At 65.1% G+C, this 20,656-nt stretch carries 21 protein-coding genes; 10 read left to right on the top strand and 11 right to left on the bottom strand.

Annotated features, from left to right (window positions below; genetic code table 11):
- Positions 1–54 precede the first annotated feature (54 nt).
- The 4 genes from AB4Y97_RS01705 to AB4Y97_RS01720 are packed head-to-tail and all read left to right on the top strand — an operon-like array spanning position 55 to position 3,923.
- The gene (locus AB4Y97_RS01705) at positions 55–960 is read left to right on the top strand and encodes an MBL fold metallo-hydrolase (RefSeq protein ID WP_441997258.1); all 906 of its coding nucleotides are present in this window, start codon (positions 55–57) and stop codon (positions 958–960) included.
- Positions 961–980: 20 nt separating this feature from the next.
- Positions 981–1,988, top strand: a complete 1,008-nt coding sequence (locus AB4Y97_RS01710) for an NAD-dependent epimerase/dehydratase family protein (RefSeq protein WP_441997259.1) — start codon at positions 981–983, stop codon at positions 1,986–1,988.
- Between the two features lies 1 nt (position 1,989).
- A complete protein-coding gene (locus AB4Y97_RS01715) occupies positions 1,990–2,991 on the top strand; it encodes a glycosyl transferase (protein WP_441997260.1) in 1,002 nt (333 codons plus the stop codon).
- Positions 2,988–3,923 (top strand): NAD-dependent epimerase/dehydratase family protein, encoded by a 936-nt coding sequence (locus tag AB4Y97_RS01720; RefSeq protein WP_441997261.1) that lies wholly within the window; start codon positions 2,988–2,990, stop codon positions 3,921–3,923. Before AB4Y97_RS01715 ends, AB4Y97_RS01720 begins: the two co-directional genes overlap by 4 nt.
- On the opposite strand, the gene AB4Y97_RS01725 is transcribed toward AB4Y97_RS01720, so the two are convergent.
- From AB4Y97_RS01725 to AB4Y97_RS01735, 3 genes are all read right to left on the bottom strand, one after another.
- Entirely contained in the window at positions 3,862–5,823 is a 1,962-nt protein-coding gene (locus AB4Y97_RS01725) for an SDR family NAD(P)-dependent oxidoreductase (RefSeq protein ID WP_441997262.1), read from the bottom strand. The two genes, AB4Y97_RS01720 and AB4Y97_RS01725, sit on opposite strands and share 62 nt — an antisense overlap.
- 92 nt (positions 5,824–5,915) lie before the next feature.
- Entirely contained in the window at positions 5,916–6,698 is a 783-nt protein-coding gene (locus AB4Y97_RS01730) for an ABC transporter ATP-binding protein (RefSeq protein ID WP_441997263.1), read from the bottom strand.
- Positions 6,695–7,699, bottom strand: coding sequence for a FecCD family ABC transporter permease (locus tag AB4Y97_RS01735; RefSeq protein WP_441997407.1), 1,005 nt, complete (start codon positions 7,697–7,699; stop codon positions 6,695–6,697). The genes AB4Y97_RS01730 and AB4Y97_RS01735 overlap by 4 nt, the downstream gene beginning before the upstream one ends.
- Positions 7,700–8,071: 372 nt before the next feature.
- Here AB4Y97_RS01735 and AB4Y97_RS01740 point away from each other — a divergent pair, with 372 nt between their 5' ends.
- From AB4Y97_RS01740 to AB4Y97_RS01750, 3 genes are all read left to right on the top strand, one after another.
- A complete protein-coding gene (locus tag AB4Y97_RS01740; RefSeq protein WP_441997264.1) occupies positions 8,072–9,226 on the top strand; it encodes an aminotransferase in 1,155 nt (384 codons plus the stop codon).
- 109 nt (positions 9,227–9,335) lie between these two features.
- Positions 9,336–10,421, top strand: coding sequence for a polyamine ABC transporter substrate-binding protein (locus AB4Y97_RS01745; protein WP_441997265.1), 1,086 nt, complete (start codon positions 9,336–9,338; stop codon positions 10,419–10,421).
- Positions 10,422–10,448: 27 nt separating this feature from the next.
- Complete coding sequence (locus AB4Y97_RS01750; RefSeq protein ID WP_441997266.1) at positions 10,449–11,240, top strand: SIMPL domain-containing protein; 792 nt, start codon at positions 10,449–10,451, stop codon at positions 11,238–11,240.
- Between the two features lie 218 nt (positions 11,241–11,458).
- On the opposite strand, the gene ptsN is transcribed toward AB4Y97_RS01750, so the two are convergent.
- From ptsN to AB4Y97_RS01785, 7 genes are all read right to left on the bottom strand, one after another.
- On the bottom strand, positions 11,459–11,917 hold the full coding sequence (gene ptsN, locus AB4Y97_RS01755) for a PTS IIA-like nitrogen regulatory protein PtsN (protein ID WP_441997267.1): 459 nt from the start codon (positions 11,915–11,917) through the stop codon (positions 11,459–11,461).
- A gap of 81 nt (positions 11,918–11,998) precedes the next feature.
- Positions 11,999–12,571, bottom strand: a complete 573-nt coding sequence (gene hpf / locus AB4Y97_RS01760; RefSeq protein ID WP_441997268.1) for a ribosome hibernation-promoting factor, HPF/YfiA family — start codon at positions 12,569–12,571, stop codon at positions 11,999–12,001.
- Positions 12,572–12,677: 106 nt separating this feature from the next.
- Positions 12,678–14,108, bottom strand: coding sequence for an RNA polymerase factor sigma-54 (rpoN, locus tag AB4Y97_RS01765; protein WP_441997269.1), 1,431 nt, complete (start codon positions 14,106–14,108; stop codon positions 12,678–12,680).
- Between the two features lie 243 nt (positions 14,109–14,351).
- Entirely contained in the window at positions 14,352–15,209 is an 858-nt protein-coding gene (gene lptB / locus AB4Y97_RS01770) for an LPS export ABC transporter ATP-binding protein (RefSeq protein WP_441997270.1), read from the bottom strand.
- A gap of 36 nt (positions 15,210–15,245) precedes the next feature.
- The gene (locus AB4Y97_RS01775; RefSeq protein ID WP_441997271.1) at positions 15,246–15,896 is read right to left on the bottom strand and encodes an LptA/OstA family protein; all 651 of its coding nucleotides are present in this window, start codon (positions 15,894–15,896) and stop codon (positions 15,246–15,248) included.
- The gene (lptC, locus tag AB4Y97_RS01780) at positions 15,893–16,618 is read right to left on the bottom strand and encodes an LPS export ABC transporter periplasmic protein LptC (protein WP_441997272.1); all 726 of its coding nucleotides are present in this window, start codon (positions 16,616–16,618) and stop codon (positions 15,893–15,895) included. The genes AB4Y97_RS01775 and lptC overlap by 4 nt, the downstream gene beginning before the upstream one ends.
- Before the next feature lie 125 nt (positions 16,619–16,743).
- Positions 16,744–17,358, bottom strand: coding sequence for a ribonuclease D (locus AB4Y97_RS01785; RefSeq protein ID WP_441997273.1), 615 nt, complete (start codon positions 17,356–17,358; stop codon positions 16,744–16,746).
- A gap of 251 nt (positions 17,359–17,609) precedes the next feature.
- Here AB4Y97_RS01785 and AB4Y97_RS01790 point away from each other — a divergent pair, with 251 nt between their 5' ends.
- Positions 17,610–17,945: a hypothetical protein gene (locus AB4Y97_RS01790; RefSeq protein ID WP_441997274.1), complete on the top strand. Its 336-nt coding sequence runs from the start codon at positions 17,610–17,612 to the stop codon at positions 17,943–17,945.
- Between the two features lie 254 nt (positions 17,946–18,199).
- Here AB4Y97_RS01790 and AB4Y97_RS01795 read toward each other — a convergent pair whose 3' ends face one another.
- Positions 18,200–19,093: a LysR family transcriptional regulator gene (locus tag AB4Y97_RS01795; protein ID WP_441997275.1), complete on the bottom strand. Its 894-nt coding sequence runs from the start codon at positions 19,091–19,093 to the stop codon at positions 18,200–18,202.
- Between the two features lie 136 nt (positions 19,094–19,229).
- On the opposite strand from AB4Y97_RS01795, the gene AB4Y97_RS01800 reads away from it, so the two are divergent.
- Positions 19,230–19,628, top strand: a complete 399-nt coding sequence (locus AB4Y97_RS01800) for a (R)-mandelonitrile lyase (protein ID WP_441997276.1) — start codon at positions 19,230–19,232, stop codon at positions 19,626–19,628.
- 21 nt (positions 19,629–19,649) lie between these two features.
- Positions 19,650–20,639 carry an aldo/keto reductase gene (locus AB4Y97_RS01805; protein ID WP_441997277.1) on the top strand — a complete coding sequence of 330 codons (990 nt, stop codon included), beginning with the start codon at positions 19,650–19,652 and terminating at the stop codon, positions 20,637–20,639.
- Positions 20,640–20,656: the final 17 nt, after the last annotated feature.

Genomic DNA, 20,656 nt, shown 5'->3' on the forward strand with positions numbered 1-20,656 from the left:
GCGCATGTGCGCTGGCGCACATGCGGCGCCATACAGATCAGTCATTGTCGTGCCATGATCAGGCGAGTTGCATCCTCCGATCCGCTCCAGATCCGGTTCTGGGGAACCCGCGGTTCGACCTGTGCGTCAGGCCCTCGGTTCGTGGAATTTGGCGGACACACCCCCTGTGTCGAGGTGCGGTGCGGAAAGCGGCTGTTCGTCGTCGATGCCGGAACCGGCCTGTCGGCTCTCGGGGCGGAACTCGGCCAGACCGCACCGGAGGAAATCGACCTTCTCCTGAGCCACCTGCATCTGGATCACATCAGCGGCCTGCCCTTCTTCAAGCCCGCCCTGCTCAGCAGCAACCGGCTGATCCGCACCTATTGCGGCAATCTCGACGGCGAGAGCGCGCAGGCTGCCCTCGAGCGCCTTTATCGACCGCCCCTGTTTCCCATCCGCCTCGGCCAGTTGCCGGCCAATTTCGAGCATCACGGCTTCAAGGCCGGAGACACCCTGACCTTCCCCGACGGCGCGACGGTCGAAACCCATCCCCTCAACCATCCCGGCGGCGCGACCGGCTATCGCTTCCGGCATGAGGGGCGCAGCGCCTGCTACATCAGCGATATCGAGCACAGCGATCCCTGGCCCGACCCAGCCCTGGCGGAATTCGTCCGCGGCGCCGATCTCATGATCTATGACGGCATGTTCTCGGATGCCGAATACGACAACTGCAGGGGCTGGGGCCACTCGACCTGGCAGAAGGGCGTCGAGCTCGCGAAGAGAGCGGGCGTGAAGACGCTGGCGATCTTCCACCTCTATCCCGGCCACGACGACGCCTTTCTGAACGCCGCCGAGGCGGAGATGCAGAAAGTGATGCCATCCTCCTTTTTCGCCCGCGAGCGCCAGTCCGTCTCTTTCGCGCCGGAGAGGGGGCAGGCGGTTGCGGAACAGGCAAAGCCCGCTAAGGTGCCCGCCGTCTGAACAGAGCGGGTTCCCTTTCGATGTCAGCCCCCATCCTCGTCACCGGCGCCGCCGGTTTCATCGGTTTTCATGTCGCCCAGCGGCTGCTCAAGGATGGGCATCACGTGGTCGGGGTCGACAGCTTCACGCCCTATTACGACGTGGGCCTGAAGGAAGCCCGCTTCGCGAACCTGACCCCGCACAACACCTTCACGCCTGAGCGGATCGATCTCGCCGATCAGGAGGCGACGAATGATCTCTTCCGGCGCCATCGCTTCGAGCGCGTGATCCATCTCGCCGCCCAGCCCGGCGTGCGCTTCGTCGACGTTCAACCCTATGCCCGCTCGAATCTGGTGGCCTTCGTCAACATGCTGGAGGCCTGTCGCCATGGCGGCATCGCGCATCTCGTCTATGCCTCGTCGAGCTCCGTCTACGGCGCGAACCGCAAATTGCCGTTTTCCGAACACGACACGGCGGATCACCCGATCAGCGTCTATGCGGCGACGAAGAAGGCGAACGAGATGATGGCGCATTCCTATGCGCATCTCTTCGGCCTTCCTTCCACGGGCCTGCGCTTCTTCACGGTCTACGGCCCCTGGGGACGCCCGGACATGGCGGTCTATACCTTCACCCGCGCCATCGCCGAGGGCCGCGAGATCCAGGTCGCCAATGCGGGCAAGGTCTGGCGCGACTTCACCTACGTGGACGACATCGTGGAGGGCATCGTGCGCCTCGTGGACCGGACCGCCGCCGCCGATCCGTCATGGAACGCGGAACATCCGGATCCCGCCACCAGCGCCGCGCCGCACCGGGTCTACAATATCGGCAACGACAATCCGGAAGAGGTGAACCGCCTCATCGCCATCATCGAGGAGGCGCTCGGCCGAAAGGCGATCCGCGTCGACAAGCCCCTGCCCCCCGGCGACGTACTGGAAACCCGCGCCGACGTGACGGACCTGCGCCGCGACGTGGGCTTCGCGCCTTCGACCTCGCTGGAGGAGGGCGTCCGCCGGTTCGTGGCGTGGTACAAGGATTATCACGGCGCCTGACATGCTGCTCATCCTTGCCCTCATCGTCTCGGCGCTCCTTTCGGCGCTTCTCATCACAACGCTGAAACCCCTGCTCGTCCGCTATGCGCTCGCGCGCCCGAATGCGCGGTCGAGCCACAGGATTCCGACGCCGCAGGGCGGGGGCATCGCCATTCTCGCCGCGACCATCCTCGTCGCGGCCGTCCTTCTGGTCTGGCTGGGAATGCCGCTCGGCACCTTTCTGATCGTCGCCGTCGCTTCGATCCTGCTCGGGCTCGTGGGAGCCGTCGACGACATCCGGCCCCTGCCCGCGGCCCCGCGCCTTCTGCTGCAACTGCTTGCGGTTGCGGCCGTCGTGCTCGTCGCCGACTTTCGGATTTTCCCTGAGATCGTGCCCCTCTCCCTGGAACGCGCCATTCTGATTCTTGGCGGCGTCTGGTTCGTAAATCTCGTCAACTTCATGGATGGGCTCGACTGGATCACCGTCGCCGAAATGGTGCCGATCACGGCCTTCATCGCAATCGCGGGCGCGGCAGGGTTGCTGCCGGTGCCTGCTGCCCTGACCGCGACCGCCCTTTGCGGCGCGCTCCTCGGCTTCGCCCCCTTCAACAAGCCCGTCGCCCGGCTCTTTCTCGGCGATGTGGGTTCTCTCCCCATCGGCCTTCTCGTCGGCTGGATGCTGTTGCAGCTTGCCGGATCGGGCGCGCTCGCCGCCGCGCTGCTGCTGCCGCTCTATTACCTCATGGATGCGACCATCACGCTTCTGCGCCGCCTTGCGCGCGGCGAAAAGGTGTGGGAGGCGCATCGCTCCCATTTCTATCAGAAGGCCACCGATAACGGCTTTTCCGCATTGTCGGTGAGCGGGCGTGTGCTCGCGCTCAACATCGAGCTCGCCATCCTGGCGGCAGTGACGATCCAATGGCCGTCGATTCTCGTGCAGGGCGCGAGCCTGGTTGCGGGCGTGATCCTCGTCGGCTTGATGCTCAGGCGCTTCTCCCGACCCCATCCGGAGATTGTCCGATGAACGCGCCCCTGATTGCCCTGACCGGCGCGACAGGCTTCATCGGCCGCCACCTTCTCACCGAGCTGCCGAAGCGCGGCTACCAGGTCCGCGTGCTGCTGCGCCGCCCCTCCGAGGTGCCGGAAGGCGCGACGAGCGCGGTGATCGGCGACATCGCCAAGCCCTACAACATGTCCGCCGCCTTGCGCGACGTGGATGCGGTGATCCATTCGGCGGGTCTGGCGCATGCCATGTCCGGCATGCCGGAGGATGATTACCGCGCCATCAACACGCAGGGCACGATCGGCCTCGCTCAGGCCGCCGAACGGGCGGGCGTGAAGCGCTTCGTGTTTCTCTCTTCCATCCGCGCCCAGAGCGGGCCGGTGGCGCAGGACGTCCTGACGGAGGATCGCACGCCACTTCCGACGGATCCTTACGGCCGCTCCAAGCTCGAAGCCGAAGAGGGGCTTGGCGCACTTGGCCTCGACTGGGTGGCGTTGCGCCCCGCGCTCGTCTACGGGCCGGGCGTGAAGGGCAACATGGCGGCGCTTCTCAAGCTGGCGCAATCGCCCTGGCCGCTGCCGCTCGGCGGCCTGCGGGCCCGGCGCTCACTTCTCTCCCTCGACAATCTCACGGCGGCAGTGGACGCGGTCCTGAGAGCGCCCGGCCCCTTGAAGCGGCCCTTCATCGTGGCCGATCCCGAGCCGGTGACGGTGCCTGAAATCGTGGCTTCCCTGCGTGCGGGCCTCGGCCGCAAGCCCGGGCTGATCCCGGTTCCGGCCTTCCTGCTGCAGGCGGCCGCAGCGCTTGCCGGACGCGGCGAGGCCTATGAGCGGCTCGCGGGGTCCCTTGTCGCCAGCCCGGAGGCCTTGAAGCGCCTGGGCTGGCAGCCGGTCAGCTCGACGCGAGACGGGCTGGCTCGGCTGGCCGAGACGGCGTCTTCGTCCGGCGCGTGAATTCCGGGATCGCTTCCTCGAAAACCTGCTCCGCCGCCTCGCGGTCGCCCGCCTCGATGGCCCCGGCCAGCCGCTCGAGCCACTGACTGACCCGGGCGCGATCCGCGAAGATCGGCCGCGCCGCCATGACGCCGTCGATGCCGATCTCGGCGCGGGGCTCCTCGCGGGCGAAGAGGATTTCGTGCAGGCGCTCGCCGGGGCGAGTGCCGGTGACGGAAATCTCGATCTCGTCGCCGGGCTCGTAGCCGGCGAGGCGAATCATGCGCTCCGCCAGTTCATAGATGCGGACCGGCTGGCCCATCTTGAGCACATAGATCGAGGTGCGCTCGTCGCTGTTGGCGCCATCCGTCAGGGTGCGGCCTTCCGCATCAGCATGGGAGGCGGAGGTGAGCACGAGATCCGCCGCCTCGCGGGTGGTCATGAAGTAGCGCACCATGTCCGGATGCGTGACGGTGACGGGGCCGCCGCGTGCTATCTGCGCCTTGAATTTCGGCACCACGGAACCGACGGAGCCCAGCACGTTGCCAAAGCGCACGGCTATCAGCCGCGTCGCGCGGTTGCGTCCCATGAATTCGGCATCGAGCGCCTGCCCATACATCTCGGCGAAGCGCTTGGTGGCGCCGAGCATCGAGACCGGGTCGATGGCCTTGTCGGTGGAGATGATGACGATGGCGCCCGTGCCGGCCTCCACCGCCGCGTCGGCCACGTTCACGGAGCCGAACACGTTGGTCTTGATGCCCTCGGTCCAGTTCTTTTCCAGATAGGGAACATGCTTGAGCGCGGCGGCGTGGAAGACCACGTCCGGCTGGAACTCCATCATCACCTCGCGGATGCGTTCGCGGTCGCGCACGTCGGCGATGACGCCATCCACGTTGGTGTCGCTGGAGAGAATGGTAGGATTTTCGAGAATGCCGTGCAGGGAGGGCTCGGAACTCTCCAGAATCAGGAGATCGCTCGCGCCGAAGGCCACGACGCGGGTGCAGATCTCGGACCCGATGGAGCCGCCGCCGCCCGTCACCAGGACCCGCTTGCCGCGAATGAAATGCTCGAGCCGGTTGCGATCGATCTGCACGGTGGGACGCAGGAGCAGATCTTCGATTTCGAGCGGCGCCAGCTCCGCGTCGCGCATGCCTTCGCCGAGGCTCGTCACCCGCACCAGCGGCAGGCCGAGTCGGCGGGCGCGGGCGATCAGCATGTCGGGCTGGGCCTCCGGCGCCAGCGCGCTCGGGGTCGCGACGAGGCGGCGGATGGGGACGCCGCGTTCCTGGAAATCCTGAATCACCTGATTGAGATCGGCGAAGGTGCCGAGCACCGGTACGCCGCGAATCGATTGCCCGAGCTCGTCGGCGCGATGGGACAGAATCCCCTTCGGCTGCAGCTTCTTGAGCGCACCCGATTCGATGGCACGCAGCACCACTTCCGTGTCGCCGCCGCGCCCGAGCAGCAGGGTCGGCGTATTGGCGTCCCGCTCGATGGTGTTGCGGGAGCGGGCGTATTTCACATAGCGGAAGGCAAGGCGCGGGCCGCCCAGCAGGAACATCTGGATCAGCCAGTAGAGGGCGATGGTGATTTTGCCGAAGAAGTAGAAGCCGAAAAGCTGCGGCGAGACGAGAAGGTAATCGATGACGAGCAGCGTCAGGGCAAGGACGCTGGAAGCCCGGAAGATGTTGAACAGATCGGGCAGAGAGGCGAAGCGCCACTTGGAGCGATAGAGCTGGAAGAACCAGTAGACCACGCCGGCGAAGGCCACGAAGGGTGGCAGGAACAGCGGCAATTGGCGCAGACGGTCTTCGAGGAGAAATCCATCGAAGCGCACGAAGAAGGTCGCGAGGATGGCGACCGCCGTCATCACGAGATCATGCACGATGATGAGGGTTTTCTTGAAATCCTGCCTGGTCATGGGCCCTTGTCACATTTTGCAAGGCGGTATCAGCCGGGCCTGAGGCTTTGTCAATGTAAGCCAGCCAGGCCGCCCCCTTCCAGGGAACGGGATCACGACTCGGGCAGGGGGCGGTCGGCGACGACCACGAGGCCGCCCTCCTCGTGGGCGATGTGGGCCGCGATGCCGAAGCTCGCCGCAAGCTGCGCTTCGGTCAGCACCTCCGCGGGCGGGGCATGGGCCCGGACGCGTCCGTGGTCGAGAAGCACGATGTAGTCGGCGAAACGGGCCGCCAGGGTGAGATTGTGCATGATGGCGACGACGAGCGCGCCCGAGCGGGCATGGGCCTTGAGCACGTCGAGCACGATCAGCTCATGGCGCGGATCGAGGGCCGCGATCGGCTCGTCCACCAGGAGCACGGGCGCCTTCGTCGCAAGGGCCCGGGCAAGGAGGACGCGGGCGCGCTCGCCGCCGGAAAGCTCGGTGGCGGGGCGGTCCTCGAACCCCTGCAGGCCGACGGAAGCGATGGCGGCGGCAACCGCCGCGCGGCCTGCGGGCGGCAGGGCATCGGGCGCCTCGCCATGGGGCAGGCGGCCGAGGGCGACCACGCTCGCCACGGCTAAAGGCCATGCGACATTGCCGCTCTGCGGCAGATAGGCGATGGCCCGCGCCCGTTCGGCGGAGCGCATCCGCGCCACCGGTGCGCCGGAGAGCGTCACGCTTCCCTCGGATGGCGCAAGAAGCCCGGCCAATGCCCGCAGCAGGGTCGATTTGCCCGCTCCGTTGGGCCCGAGAATCACCGTGAAGCGCCCGGGCTCCAGGGACAGATCGACCGCGGACAGGGCCTGATTGCGGCCGAGGCGGACCGAGAGGGATTGGGCGGCGAGACGCATCATGCGGGCGTCTCCGCGAGCTCCGCCTTGCGGCGGGCGATGACCCAGAGGAAGAACGGCACGCCCAGGATGGCGGTCAGCACCCCGATCTTGACCTCCGTGCCCGACGGGATGAGGCGCACGGCGCAATCCGCCGCGAGCAGCAGGGCCGCGCCGGCAAGGCCCGCAGGCACCATGGTCCGGGCCGGATCGTACCCGACGAAGGGGCGAACCAGATGCGGCGCGACGAGGCCGACGAAGCCGATCGAGCCCGCCACCGCCACGGACGCGCCCGTGCCGATGGCCGCGCCCCCGACGATGAGAAGCCGCAGGCGGACCACGTTCACTCCGAGGCTCCTTGCCGTCTCTTCGCCCAAGGCCAGCGCCCGCAGACCCGCCGCAGCCGCGAGGAGCGCGATCGTCGCGGCGAGGATGAAGGGCGCGGCGAGCAGGACATGGACCATCGAGCGGTCCTCGAAGGAGCCGAGCAGCCAGAACACGATCTCGGTGACCGCGAAGGGGTTCGGCGACAGGCTGATCGCCAGCGACGTCCCCGCCCCCGCGAGGCCGCCCACGGCCAACCCCGCGAGCACGAGGACCACCACCGTGGTATTGCGCCCCGCCACCGCCACCACCAGGGCAATGGAGACGAGCGCGCCCGCGATGGCGGCAATAGGCAAAGCCCAGGAAAGAGCCCCGACGAGGCCGAAATAGAGCACCAGCACCGCTCCCAGGGCCGAGGCCTGGGGCGCGCCGAACACCGCCGTATCGGCGAGCGGATTGCGCAGCAATCCCTGCAGGCCCGCGCCCGTGAGGCCGAAGATCCAGCCGACCATGAGCGCGAGCAGGGTGCGCGGCAGGCGGATGTCCCGCACCACGATGCTGGCGCTGCCCTGATCCGAGACGAGCGCCTTCACCGCCATCGCGGGCGAGATCGGCGCCGGCCCGATAGCGAGCGAGGCGCAGCTTAAGACCACGATGAGGATCGCGAGGCCGGGAAGGAGGAGCGTCCGGGAGGGGAGCATGGCGGCTTTTTCGTTACGCGCGATGGCGATAGCAACAGGGAGGGGCAGTGTCACCCCATGGATGCGGACAAAGCAGCCTTTTGGCTTGGTCCCTTTGTCATTCCGGGGCGCCGCAGGCGAGCCCGACCCGAAGGGCCACGCGAGGCGGGGAAACCCATAGCCGCTGACATTCACAAATTTATCCGCGACGGCAGCATCTTATCCGAAAACCTCAGCGCTTATGGGTTCCGGACTCCGCTCACGCGGCCCCGGAATGACGGTGGCGGTCCTAGTGACCGGAAAGGGAGCGCACCGCCGAAGCCGGTTCGATCTGTCCCGACTCCGTGCTACGAACGGGTCAGCCCTTGCGTCACCAACGAACGAGACAGCCGCATGAACCCGATCTTCGCCAATATTCCGACCACGATCTTCGAGGTGATGTCGGGCCTTGCGCGGGAAAAAGGCGCGATCAATCTCGGACAAGGCTTTCCAGACGATCCGGGGCCGGAGGACGTGCGCCGCAAGGCGGCGGATGCGGTGCTGAACGGCTACAACCAATATCCCTCGATGATGGGATTGCCTGAGCTGCGCTCAGCCATCGCCGCCCATTACAAGCATTGGCAGGGGCTCGATCTCGATGCCAACACCGAGGTCATGGTGACCTCCGGCGCCACGGAGGCGCTCGCGGGGGCCATTCTCGGCATCGTCGAGCCGGGCGACGAGGTCGTGCTGTTCGAGCCCATGTACGATGCCTATCTCCCGCTCGTGCGGCTCGCCGGCGGCATCCCAAAATTCGTGACGCTTCAGCCGCCCCATTTCCGACTGACCGAGGAGGCTCTCTCCAAGGCGTTCTCGCCGAAGACCAAGGCGGTTCTGTTCAACAATCCCCTCAACCCGACGGCCACGATCTTCTCGCCCGAGGATCTGGCGCTTCTGGCCGATTTTTGCCGCAAGTTCGACGCCATCGCCATCTCGGACGAGGTCTGGGAGCACGTGGTCTTCGACGGTCGCAGGCTCCAGCCGGTTCTCGGGCTCGAAGGCATGCGCGAGCGCTCCGTGAAGATCGGCTCGGCCGGAAAAATCTTCAGCCTCACGGGCTGGAAAGTCGGCTTCGTCTGCGCCGCGCCGCACATCATGAAGGTGCTGGCGAAATCCCACCAGTTCCTGACCTTCACCACGCCGCCCAACCTGCAGACGGCCGTAGCCTACGGGCTTGCCAAGGATGATAGCTATTTCGAGACCATGCGGCGCGATTTCGCCAGAAGCCGCGACCGTTTCACGGCGGGCCTGAAGACGCTGGGCTTCGAGGTCATCCCGAGCCAGGGCACCTACTTCCTCAACATCGACATCACGCCCTTGGGCGAAACCGACGACGTCGCCTTCTGCCGCCGTCTCGTCATGGATCACGGCGTCGCCGCCATCCCGGTCTCGGCCTTCTATGCCGAGGGAGCGGTGAAGAATGTGGTGCGCTTCTGCTTCGCCAAGAAGGACGAGACGCTCGACGCGGGCCTGGAGCGGCTCGCAAAAGTGGCCAAAGAGGCCGCTTGAGCAAAAACCTCTTGGGAAGCTCTGCCTTGGGCCATTCTTCAACATTGTTTCTTGATGCGGAAAATCTTAGCCTCCCGGGGTCAACAACCCTTTGGGAGTTTCGCTTGAGATGATCCGCTTTCTCGTTTCGGCCGTCCTTACTCTCGGCCTTGTCACCGCCGCTGCCGCCCAGCAGCGCACCGTCAACGTCTATAACTGGTCCGATTACATCGACCCCAAGGCGTTGGATGAGTTCACGAAGGCGACCGGCATCAAGGTCGTCTATGACACCTATGACAATAACGAGATCGTCGAGACCAAGCTTCTGGCCGGCAAGTCCGGCTACGACATCGTCGTGCCGTCCGGCCCCTTCCTGCAGCGCCAGATCGGCGCGAAGGTGTTCCAGAAGCTCGACAAGTCGAAGCTGCCGAACCTCGCCAACCTATGGCCGGAAATCTCGAAGCGCCTGGCGGTGTTCGATCCCGGCAACCAGTACGCCGTCAATTACATGTGGGGCACCACGGGTATCGGCATCAACGTGAAGAAGGTGCGCGATATCCTCGGCGACATTCCGCTCAACACCTGGGATCTGGTGATGAAGCCGGAACTGTCCTCCAAGCTGAAGGCCTGCGGCATCTACATGCTCGACTCACCCGAGGATCTCTTCCCCGGCGTCCTCGCCTATCTCGGCCTCAACCCGGATTCGAAGCGCAACGAGGACCTGACCAAGGCGGGGGACGCCCTGTTCCGCGTCCGCGGCAATATCCAGAAATTCCATTCCTCGGAATACATCAACGCGCTCGCCAACGGCGATATCTGCGTGGCGGTCGGCTATTCCGGCGACATGATCCAGGCCAGGAAGCGCGCCGAGGAGGCAAAGAACGGCGTCGAGATCGCCTATATCATCCCGCGCGAGGGCGCGCTGATGTGGTTCGACAGCTTCGCGATCCCGGCCGACGCCAAGAACGTGGCCGAGGCTCATGAATTCATCAACTTCATGCTGAAGCCCGAGATCGCCGCCATGAACACCAACTTCGTGTCCTACGCCTCTGGGAATCTGGCCGCGAAGCAGTTCGTCAAGCCGGAGATCCTGAACGATCCCGGCATCTATCCGGACGAGGCGACCTTCAAGCGCCTGTTCACCAACACGGCCTACGACGACCGCTCGCAACGCACCGTGACCCGGCTCTGGACCCGGGTGAAGACCGGCCGTTAATCCACCGCTCAGGATCCATCCCGGATCATGAAAAGATCTTCCTGCTCCGCCTTAAGGGCGGAGCAGTCATTTCAGGGAGACGTTTCGACCATGCGCCGCGCCATGTTGGCGGCCTTTGCCGCCTCTTTCCTCGCTGCCCCCGCCCTCGCCCAGGACGCCGCCGCGCCGCGCCCCGCCACAATCAGCGTCATGGGCACCGGCGAAGCGCAGCTGAAGCCCGATTTCGCCCGCATATTCGTTGCGGTCGAAACCCAGGGCGACACGGTGGGCAAGGCGGTGGATGCGAACCGCGCCTCCTCGGAGGAGGTGCTGGCGCGCATCCAGTCCCTCGGGATCAAGAAAGAGGATATCCGCACCGAGAATTTCCAGGTTTTCCAGACGCCGCCTCGGATGGACAATACCGGCAAGGAGATCAAGGTGCCGAAATTCACGGCGAATCACCGCCTGCGAATCACGACCCGCGATCTCGACGGCGTCGGGCGGCTGGCGGGCGAGATCCTGGCGAGCCCCAACATGCTGTTTCAGTCGGTCTCGTTCGGGCTCGACCGCCAGGAGGCGGGCGGCGACGAAGCCCGGCGCGCCGCCGTTCGCGATGCCAGGCGGCAGGCCGACCTCTATGCCGATGCGGCGGGCGTGACCCTCGGCCGGCTTATGGAAATCCGCGACGGGTCTGTCCAGCCCTACGAGCCGCAGCGCGACATGCGCATGATGACCATGAAAGCGGCGGCTCCGGCCGAGGAAATCCCGATCGTTCCTCCGGCGACCCTTCGCTACATCTCGAACGTCCAGCTGGTTTGGGAAATCGCCCAGAAACCCTGACGGCGCATGTCCCTCGACCGCCCTCCGTCCTCATCCTGAGGAGCCGCGCAGCGGCGTCTCGAAGGAGGATCCAGGGCGCGCTGGAGATGCCTGATCCTTCGAGACGCTTCGCTCCTCAGGATGAGGCTGTGGGGGTGTTCCCTCCCGCGCCTCGGCGCGCCGGGAATGACAAAAGGCGCCGGCTGTCACGGCACAGGGACGGCCGGAGCGATGGGGCCTCAGGCCGCCTTCGGCATCTCGGTCATGATCGCATAAAGGGCATTGGCGTCCCGCGTGGCGCGGACCCGCTCGACGAGGCCGGGCTCGCGCAGGACGCGGGCAACCCGCGCCAGAGCCTTCAGGTGATCGGCCCCGGCCCCCTCGGGGGCCAGGAGGAGAAAGAGGATATCGACCTGCTGCCCGTCAAGGGCCTCGAAATCGATGGGTTTCTCGAGCCGCGCCACCAGCCCGAAGATGCGTGTGAGCCCAGGCAACTTCCCGTGGGGAATGGCGATGCCCTCCCCGATTCCGGTCGAGCCCAGACGCTCGCGCTGCAGCAGCGCCTCATAGATGGTGCTCTCGCTCAGGCCGACCAGCTTGGCCGCATGAGACGAAATTTCCTGCAAGGCCTGCTTCTTGCCGCTGACGCGCAGGGCAGGCAGGACAGCCTGGGGATCAAGAAAGTCCAGCAAAGGCATCGAACAAGCTACATCCGTTGTGAAGCCGACACGGCCTCGCGCCCTTCCAAGCAAATCTCGGGCCAAAAAAGGAAGGCTGCCTCAAGGCTGGCCTAGCGGCGGATCGACCCAACCGATCGCCCCGTCGCTGCGGCGGTATACGACGTTCACGCGGCCGGTGCTAGCGTGGATGAAGACAAGCGCCGGAACTCCCGTCAGATCGAGCTGCATCACCGCATTGCTCACCGAGAAACGATGCAGCGGCTTCGTCGTCTCGGCAATGACCACAGGGTGGTATGCCTCTTCCTCGACGGTTTCGTCGGACGGCGCTTCGAACACCGCGTAGCTCGCTTCGAGCCCGCCGCGCCCGTTGGAGGAAACCGGATGATGCTTGAGCCGCCCGTTATAGCGGCGCAGCCGCTTTTCGATTCGCTGGGCGGTCTGGTCGAAACTGGCATAGGCGTCGTGAGCGGCGCCGGAGGCTTCGAGGGTCATGCCGGTGGGCAGGTGCAGGACGCAATCCGTTCGGAATCCCGTACCGTCGCGGGTGACCGTCACGTGGCCATAATAGCCTCCGTCGAAATATTGCATCAGCGCCGTCGCCATGCGCGCTTCCACCTGCGTCCTCAGGGCTTCACCGATATCGAGATTCTTGCCGGATACCCTCAATGTCATGTTTTTCCCTCCCTCTGCACTCTTGACGGAAAAGCCGCTGTGTGACGCGCGACATTTGTATGATGATGATGCTTCCGGTTCCCAATACAAGACTTGACTAGGCCGATTACGGGCCGCGCCGTTGTTTCTTGATCCGGCGGCGAAGGGCGGATGATGGGATGAGGAGCGCCTCCCTGTATTTAGCGACCGTCCGCCGGGCGATATCGATGCCATCGGCTTTCAGTTTTTGAGCAATTGCATCATCCGAAAGCACGAAGCCGGGCTGTTCGGCCTCCACGAGCTGCCGGATCCTGTGCCGCACGGCCTTGGAGGAATGCCCGCCCCCGGCGCCGGAAAGTGAGCCGCCAAAAAAATACTTCATCGGGAAGGTGCCGCGAATCGTGCCGATCGCCTTGTTGGCGGTAACCCGGGAGATTGTGGATTCGTGCATGCCGATCTCCTCCGCGACGGCCCGCAGGGTCAGCGGGCGCAGATGCGCGACGCCATGCCGGAAGAAGTCTTCCTGCCGCCGCACGATCTCGGTGGCGACTTTCAGGATCGTCGTCGCCCGCTGATCGAGGCTGCGGGTGAGCCAATGGGCGCTCTGCAGGCAATCCGAGAGAAAGCTCTTGTCGGTCTCGCTGCGGGCCGATTGCGCCACCGTCGCATAATACGACTTGTCGAACAGGATGCGGGGGAGCGTATGAGGGTTGAGCTCGACCACGAAGCCACCCTCGGGAGCCGCCCGCACCAGCACATCCGGCACGAGCACATCGACGACAGCCGGTGCGAAGGCGAGGCCGGGTTTCGGCTCCAGGCGGCGGATCTCGGCCAGCATTTCGTCCAGATCCTCGCCGTCGACGCCGCAGAGGCGCTGCAGAGCGGCGAAATCACCCCGCGCCACCAGATCGAGGCGGCCGAGCAGGATCTCCATGGGCCGGTCCAGCCTGTCGCGTTCGCGAAGCTGAAGCGCCAGGCATTCCGCGAGGCTGCGCGCGCCGATTCCGGTGGGCTCGAAACCCTGGATCAGGGCGAGCGCGGCCTCGGCCCTGGCCGGCGGCATGCCGAGCCTGTCGGCGGTCTCCTCCAGATCCTCGGCCAGATAACCCGCCTCATCGAGATTGCGGATGAGATAACGCCCGATTTCGCGCAGGACGGGATCGACGGTGGCAAGGTCGAGCTGGGCTTCCAGGTGCTCGGCGAGGCTTGAAGAGCCGGCGAGGGTGGAGTCCAGATCGGATGCCGCTTCGCTGGAAACCGAACCGCCCCCGCCTCCCCCGCTCCCCGCCATCGTCGCCGCGCGGCGATGGGCCTGGACATGCGGGAAGATCCGGCCGATGACAGCCTCGTTCCTGGCCGTGGCCGCGGCTTTCCCGGCGACGGATCCGGCAGGCTCGCCCTCGACCTGCTGAAGCAGGGGATTGCGCTCGAGTTCCGCCTCCACATAGGCGCACAGCTCGAGATGGGAGAGCTGCAGGAGCTTGATCGATTGCAGCAACTGCGGCGTCATGGTCAGGGATTGGCCCTGCCGAAGTTCCAGCCGTTGCGTTGAACTCATGTCCGCATCCCGGAAACCTCCCGGCATACTTCTTGCATGCCTTGGCTAAGGTTTATCGTGACGCATCGGGACCGTCAAAGACAGGTTGCCGCAGGGTGAGAGCATTTCAGTGATGCTTGACGGGAAATGCCCGGGCGCAGCGTGCGGAAAAGCGGACCCACTTTCTCGCATCATCCGATGCTTTCTCTTTTGGCGAGAGCATCGTGTGGCCGCAAAACCGGGGCCACTTTTGCGCACGATGCTCTAGAGGCGGAAATCCTCGCCGAGATAGAGACGGCGCACATCCTCGTTGGCGACGATGGCATCCGGACGGCCTTCCGTGAGCACGCGGCCCGAATGAATGATGTAGGCGCGGTCGATGAGGCCCAGCGTTTCGCGCACGTTGTGGTCGGTGATGAGCACGCCGATGCCGCGCCGGGTCAGATGGCGCACGAGGTTCTGGATATCGCCGACCGCGATCGGGTCGATGCCCGCGAAAGGCTCGTCGAGCAGCATGAAGGTTGGCTCGCCGGCGAGCGCCCGGGCGATTTCGCAGCGCCGCCGCTCGCCGCCCGAAAGCGCGATGGAGGGCGATTTGCGCAACCGCGTGATGTTGAACTCGTCGAGAAGCGCATCGAGCTTGCGCTCGCGCTCCTTGCGGCTCGGCTCGACGATCTCGAGCACCGCGCGGATGTTGTCTTCCACGTTGAGGCCACGGAAGATCGAGGCCTCCTGCGGCAGATAGCCGATGCCGAGGCGGGCGCGGCGATACATCGGCAGATGGGTCACGTCATGCCCGTCGAGGCTGATGAGGCCGCGATCCGCCGAGACGAGGCCCGTGATCATGTAGAAGATCGTGGTCTTGCCCGCGCCGTTCGGGCCGAGGAGGCCGACGGCCTCGCCTGCGCGCACGTTCAACGCGGCGTCATGCACCACGGTGCGGCCGCGGTAGCTCTTCTGCAGCCCTTTGACGGCCAGGATCCCCGGCCCGCCGAAGGCGGCGGTGCCCTCCTTGGGGTCGAAGGCCGGCAGGCCCCGGCCCTGCTCCGCCTTGAGATAGGGCGGCGCGGCGGAGGATGCGGCGGGGGAGCGGCTGAAAAGGGATTTCAAAGGGGCGATCACTGCGACAGGACAAAGAAAGGACGAAAGCGCGCGACGTCAGTTCGTCGCCGGCTTCTGCGGCTTCGGCTTAGCATTGTTCGCGCCGCCTGCGCCACCCTCGGCCCCATTGTTGCTGCCCGGGACGAACAGGGCCCGCACGCGCCCGCCGGGCTTGGTTTCCACGTTGGCGACGCCCGTGTTGAGGTCATAGACCACCCGCTCGCCGCGGGTCACGTTGGGACCGTCGCTCAGGGCCGCGTTGCCGATGAGATAGATCTTGTTGGCGACCCGGTCGAAGGTGGCGTCGTTGCCGGTGGCGACCTGGGTCTTGGAGACGATGGTGACCGGACCCTTGCAGTCGATCTTCTTGATTGCGCTGTCGTCGGTCCCCTGCGCGCCGGGGGTGCCGCCGCCCTGGCCGCCGCCCCTCTGCTCGTAGAGCACGGTCATCAGGGTGCAGTTCATGGTGCTTTCGCCCTGGACCGCGACCACGTTGCCGGAGAACACCGCGCGGCCTTCCTTGTCGTACACGTCGAGCTTGTCGGCATCGATCTTGATCGGCTCCTTGCTCGATCCGAAATTGCCGAAGCCCGCCGCACGCTCCTTCGCGGGAGCCTGGGCCGATGCCTGAGCGTAGGCCGCCTGGATCCCGACCGGAACCGAGAGGATGAGCGCGCCAAAGAGCGCCGCGTGCTGGAAGATCATCATGGGCGGAAACTTGTCGGTTGCGCGGGCCGGGCGGGCGGGCCTGCGGCAGGGGAGACGGAAGGAGGATTGGAAGAATCGGATGCGGCGTTCTCGAACGTAGTGCGGACGCGGCCCCTGAAGTGCATGACCTTGCCGTTCTCGGTCACCTCAAGGCCCGTGGCCTCGATCAGGCCGTTGCCGAGCGATACGGTGACGGGCTCGTCGGAGACCACCCTTCCGGCCTTGAAATCGACGAAGGCGGAGCGGAGATTCACCTGCTGGCCGGCATCGGTGTGGACACGGACCTCCTGGCGCAGGTTCATCTGCTCCTTCTGGGTGTCGAGAACGCCGATGGCGGCCTCGAGCCGGGCGACGCTGCCCTTCTCATCCGTGACGATACGGGCGCGCAGATCCTTGAGCTCGACGAAATTGGGCTTGCGGACATCCTGGGTGGCCTGGCTCGCGGTCACCTCATAGGGTCGCGAATCGTTCCGGAAGCCGGTGAGCTTGGGGCTTTCCATAGTCACCTGGGTGCCGTTGACGCCGATGGCTTCCACCGAGAGGCCCTTGATGCTCCGGAACGGATCGATATAGGCGACCAGACCGACGATCCCCATGGCGAGCACGGATCCCAGGGGAATGGCGACCTTGGCGAGGCGAACCCAGCGGGAATGGCGGCGCGCCTTGGAGAAGTCGCGCAGGCGCGAGGCCGACCTTGAGGCCGAGCCGCTGCGCATCGCCATGCCGTTTGATCCCGCCACGCTTGAACGATCCCTCTCGCCGCAAAATGGTTATGGCGCCATGACCAGTTCGCCATGGCGAAGTTATGACGGTTTATAGGTTATATCCTCAAAAGTTTAAGGGGTCGTCAACTATGGGCGAAGATGTCCGTCTCGGGCCAGCCCAGAAGGTCGAGCTGCGCCCGGGCCGGCAAAAAGGTGAAGCATTGATGCGCGATGCCGAGCCGGTTCTCCCGCTCCAGCATCCGGTCGAGCTTTTCCTTCAGGGCATGGAGATGCAGAACGTCCGAGGCGGCATAATCGAGCTGCGCCTGGGTGAGCGTCTCCGCGCCCCAATCGGAGGATTGCTGCTGCTTCGAGAGATCCACCCCGAGCAGTTCCCGCACCAGATCCTTCAGGCCGTGCCGGTCGGTATAGGTGCGCACCAGCCGCGAGGCGATCTTGGTGCAGTAGACCGGGCGCGGCATGACACCGAAGGCATGGAAGAGCACCGCCAGATCGAAGCGGGCATAGTGGAAGATCTTGAGCACGCTCTCGTCGGCGAGCACGCGCAGCAGATTCTCCGGGACAGGGCCGTCCTTCAGGATCTGTACCACGTCGGCGGTGCCGTCGCCCTTCGAGATCTGCACCACGCAGAGCCTGTCCCGATGCGGATTGAGGCCGAGCGTCTCGGTGTCGATCGCGATCGCCGGGCCGGGCTGGTAATCGGCGGGCAGGTCGCCGCGATGGAAGCGCGTGGTCATGAGAGGTCCGGTTTTTCGAAAATGTCAGACCTGAGCCTCTACCCTGTTCACGCCGCCGCATCAACGCATGTCAGGCAGCCCACGCTCCCCTTGCAGGCGTGGCCATGGCCCAAACCGGTCCATCGACCTCACCGGAAGCAAGCGGGCCCACACCCGCCACCTCTCAGATTGCGGCGCCTCCGGAAGCATGTCCTGGGGAACTGTTCCCGCGCTCAGATCTTATTCATATCAGAATTTTTCGGAGTATGGGCATGAAGAAACTGGTCATTACGATGGGTGCGGCGCTTGTCGCTGCCACCGCCTTTGCCGGATCCGCGGATGCGCGTCCTGGCAAAGGTCACGCCTATGGTCACTATAAGCACCACAAGGCCTATCGATATGCGGCGCCGTATCGGGGTTACTATGCGGCCCCGCGCTACACCTACCGTCGCTCCAACGCCGCCGTGGCTGCCGGCGTGACCGGCGCCATCGTCGGCGGCATACTCAGCGCGACGTCCCGACCTTCGTATCGTTATTACGACAGGCCATCTTATGGCTATTACGGTGCACCGCGCCGTTACTACCGGGAAGAGTATTACGGGTACTGATGCGTTCGGGAGGACACCGACGGGTGTCCTCCTGTCCAATGGGACGTAAGGTCCGGCTCCATCACCGCTATCCTTTGACGATATCGCGGAAAACACCTTGAGGGTGCCGATGTTCAGAAGAGAATTACGCTGATCCGCTCCGAAACGATGAAAAATCCGTGCCTTAGAGGCTGTCCACCGGTGTTGTTTCCACCATCGAGCCTATGGAGCGGCATAAAGGCTGCAATCCTGTTCCCTCCGGCAGAAGCTTGGCTTCAGCCTCGATAGCGCAATGCTTCGACCAGCAAGGCGAAGGCTGGTGTCGGTTGCCGGCGGCTCGGGTAGTAGAGGTGATAGCCTGAGAACGGCGGACACCAATCCGCGAGCACGTGGATGAGACGGCCATCGGCAATATGCGCCTTCACCTGATCCTCGGGCAGGTATGCCAGGCCGGACCCGGCCAGCGCCGCGTTGAGAATGAGGGCGAGGTCATTGCATGCGAACTGCCCTTCGACCCGTACCCTCAGCTCGCGTCCATCCTTCTCGAACTCCCAGGCGTAGAGACCGCCCAATGTCGGCAGGCGCAGGTTGATGCAGTCATGGCCGACGAGGTCCTGCGGCCTCTTCGGCCTTGGCCGCCTTGCGAAGTAGGACGGCGCACCGGCGACCGCCATGCGCATATCCGGCCCGATGCGCACCGCGATCATGTCTTGCGCGACCTGCTCGCCGAGGCGGATGCCGGCGTCATAACGCTCGGCGACGATATCGGTCAGGCCGGGGTCGACGACGATTTCCACCTTAACATCCGGGTAGTCCGGCAGCAGCTTCTCCAGGACCGGCCAGAGGATCGCGTTGGCGGCATGCTCGCCTGTCGTGATGCGGATGGTGCCGGCGGGCTTCTCACGGAACTCGCTCAGGGCGGCCAGCTCCGCGTCGATGTTGTCGAAGGCCGGACCGAGGGTGCGGAGCAGGCGTTCGCCCGCCTCGGTCGGCGCGACGCTGCGGGTGGTGCGCGTCAACAGTCGAACCCCGAGCCGAGCCTCAAGCCGGCTGATCGTATGGCTGAGCGCCGATTGCGAGGTGCCAAGCTTCGCAGCGGCCCGAGTGAAGCTCCGTTCCTCCGCCACAGAGAGGAAGGCCACTAGGTCACCAAGCTCGTCGCGCTGCATTCATGAATTCCAAATATAAGTCCAAGCGCGTTCTACCATCTAATCGCCCGCGGCTACATCCGCTAAATCACCTCCTGTCGAACTCCTCAGCCGTCCTGAGGCAGCTCGAGATCCCGGTCAGGGAAGGAGAAGGACGATGGAAATCAAGCGAAGCGGTTCACAAGCCTCCGGCAAGGGACCGGCGGAATGGTTCACCGGCACCGTGCGCATCGACCCTCTGTTCCCGGCAAACGCTCCGGCGCGCGCCGCCGGCAACGCGGTCACGTTCGAGCCCGGCGCCCGCACCGCATGGCATACTCATCCCCTCGGCCAAGTTCTGATCGTCACCGCAGGCTACGGCCGGGTTCAGCGCGAGGGTGGGCCGGTCGAGGAAATCGGGCCGGGCGATGTGGTCTGGTTCGAGCCCGGCGAGAAGCATTGGCACGGCGCGGCACCGACTACGGCGATGACCCACATCGCCATTCAGGAGGCGCTCGACGGCAAGGCCGTCGACTGGATGGAGCATGTCACCGACGAACAATACCGGGCCGAATGATCTGTCGAAGGAGAAGGAACAATGCAGAAGCGTAAACTTGGTAACGGTGGTCTTGAGGTCTCAGCCATCGGCCTCGGATGCATGGGACTGAGCTACGGCTACGGCCCGGCAGCGGACACGCAGGACGCGATCAAGCTGATCCGGACGGCATTCGAGCGCGGTGTCACCTTCTTCGATACCGCCGAGGCCTACGGTCCTTACAAGAACGAAGAGCTTTTGGGCGAGGCTCTTGCCCCCTTCCGCGACCGGGTCGTGGTCGCGACGAAGTTCGGCTTCGAATTCGATGCCAATGGCGGGCAGAGCGGCATGAACAGCCGGCCCGAGCACATTCGGGAGGTCGCCGAGGCCGCGCTCAAACGCCTCAAGACCGATGTGATCGACCTGTTCTACCAGCACCGTGTCGATCCGAACGTGCCGATCGAGGATGTGGCGGGAACGGTGAAGGAGCTGATCCAGGAAGGAAAGGTGAAGCATTTCGGCCTGTCCGAGGCAGGCGCGCAGACGATCCGCCGCGCTCACGCGGTGCAGCCGGTCACTGCCCTCCAGAGTGAGTATTCCCTGTGGTGGCGCGAGCCCGAGCGGGAGATCCTGCCGACGCTCGAGGAACTGGGAATCGGTTTCGTGCCGTTCAGCCCCTTGGGCAAAGGCTTTCTTACGGGCGCCATCAGCGAGAACACGACGTTCGACAGCAAGGATTTCCGCAACATCGTTCCCCGCTTCACGCCGGAGGCCCGAAAGGCGAACCAGGCTCTGGTCGATCTCCTCGGCGAAATCGCAAAACGGAAGAAGGCGACGCCTGCCCAGATCGCGCTCGCATGGCTGCTGGCGCAGAAGCCGTGGATCGTGCCGATCCCCGGCACCACGAAGCTGCATCGCCTCGAGGAGAATATCGGAGCGGCGACCATCGAACTGACGTCCGAGGACCTGCGCGACATCGATGACGCCCTCTCCGGAATCACGGTGCAAGGGGACCGATATCCTCCGAACCTTCAGGCAAGGGTCGACCGCTGATCGGCGGATATCGCCTC

It is taken from the genome of Microvirga sp. 2TAF3, from assembly GCF_052114965.1.
Lineage (GTDB): Bacteria > Pseudomonadota > Alphaproteobacteria > Rhizobiales > Beijerinckiaceae > Microvirga.